The organism is Anaerosporobacter faecicola (genome assembly GCF_012070565.1).
GTDB classification, from domain to species: domain Bacteria; phylum Bacillota; class Clostridia; order Lachnospirales; family Lachnospiraceae; genus Anaerosporobacter; species Anaerosporobacter faecicola.
On sequence record NZ_JAAQRO010000047.1, the window covers coordinates 1 to 2,098 of the forward strand.

Below are 2,098 nucleotides of genomic sequence, written 5' to 3' on the forward strand. Positions count from 1 at the left end.
TAAGTCAATGACTTGTGAACACTGGAATTTTCAAGGTTGTTTCACTGTTCAGTTTTCAATGTTCCATGTTAGGTTCGAGAACTTGTCTCTTACTAACATTCTTGCCGACCGCTTTCGATTTGTTTCACTCGTTTGCGACAGCTTATTTAGTTTATCATAATTGCGACACAATGTCAAGCACTTATTTAAATATTTTTATTTTTTTAAATTATATATCAAATTGCTACATTTTTGTCAGCTAGAATAGTCTAACATGTTCATGATGTATTGTCAACCTTTTTTATTAATTTCTTGAAAATATACTACATTTCGATTGTACTACCATCATGACAGTAGAATTGCTTTCTAGTGTTCATATTTCATAAAGAACCTATTTTTTGTGATGAATACTTCACTTGTAGTCACTCTTATTCCCCATTATATTATTTATATTTACATAAACAAAAGGACGTCGATACATAAACGTCCTTTTACTTTCTATATTTTATCTATATGCTTTTTTATATACTCTAGAAATTCCTCAACTGTACCTGTTGTGAATTTTTCTTTATGAAGATAAATTGCTGTATCACTTCCAATATAAACAAATATATATTCTTTATATTGGGACACCTTATGTATTTGCAAATATGGATAATCCATAACTGAACCTTTTTTCTTTACAGAAAAGTAATTCTCATAGAATAGAATGCAATTATTTTCTGGCTTTTCGTAACGTTTTGTATAAATCTCTATTTGCTTATTCATTGCATTTATTTGAGCATATATAAATCCCCCGCCAAGTGCAATTACAACTAAAATAGAAATAATAGAAGAATCTGATGAAATTCCCAAATAAAGTATTACTAAAAATAATAGGGCTAATATAACATACATCACCGTATGTTTTACAAAACGATTATAAATAATAAATTCCTTCAACACATTCTTATCATAATCAATATTATTTTCAAATAATATTTTTTCAACGATACCCTCTTCTTTATTACTTCGAAGTTTCACACGGAAATCTTCAATTTTTTTTATTCGTTCCTTTTTTCTATTATTTTTTTCTTTCGATCTTTTCTTTCCGATTATGTACATACTAAGAATTAAAATAGCAATAACCACAGCTACTATAATCAATTTCATTTTACTTTCATTTTCTAAACGATAGGCTTCCTCTCTTGGTACTATCTTAGTAAATGTTAATGGGTCAACTACTTCTTTTAAAAACGTTTCATCTACTGTATCTCCATTGGGATTATATATATCAAATGTTATAGATACACCATTAACTATTGTTCCATATATAACTTCCGTAATTGGTTGATTTGAACCAGTTACATTAATCACCAATTTGTAAAATGGAACTTGTGCATGGTCATATCTCTCTGCTTGTATTTTTGTATTTTCGTCCGTTGATTCCATGAGTGTTGCAATAAAAGTGTCTAACTCATCCTCTGACAATTCAGACATGTTATATATATCATGTGATTTTGTTGAAGTCTTACATAGTAGATTAATATATGTATCTGTTTGTTTTTTATAAAATGATGCAACTACCCCCATTTTATTATATTCTTCTTTTTGTGACTTAACATCTTCTATCCCAGCTTGTTCCCAAAGTGGACTTGATGTTTCAAGATCATGATCTAATATAATGACATCTTCAGACAATTCCAACTTCATATCTTGTACTTCATATTCTTGTGTCTTAGCAACTGCATTATTACTCAGCAATAATGATATCGTTACTATTACACTTACTATTTTCAGCAGCTTATTCACTTTCATTTATATGCTTGTTCTCCCTTCTGCTTTCTCTACTAATTAGTATATTAGCTATCTAAGAAAAAAACAATACAATGTCTATAAACATTTTATAAATACGTTTTTTGTCGTATATAAAATGTTTTTTAGTCTTCATATAGCATTTAAAAATTCGACTAATATGATCCTACTTTGTAAAAAATATCAAAAGAATTGTCCCTTCACGTATTCTTCTCAGCTACTTTCTTCTCATTTCATATTTATACGCAAAAAAACTCTAAGAGTTCTTATACCCTTAGAGTTTTACTTTTCTCTTATACCTTCAAAACTACACATTGATTCATGA

1 protein-coding gene is annotated in these 2,098 nt (G+C 28.4%); it reads right to left on the reverse strand.

The window, feature by feature from the left end; genetic code table 11:
• Window positions 1-477: 477 nt before the first annotated feature.
• Window positions 478-1,776, reverse strand: a complete 1,299-nt coding sequence (locus HBB17_RS18525; protein WP_167958985.1) for a YcxB family protein — start codon at window positions 1,774-1,776, stop codon at window positions 478-480.
• Window positions 1,777-2,098 lie beyond the last annotated feature (322 nt).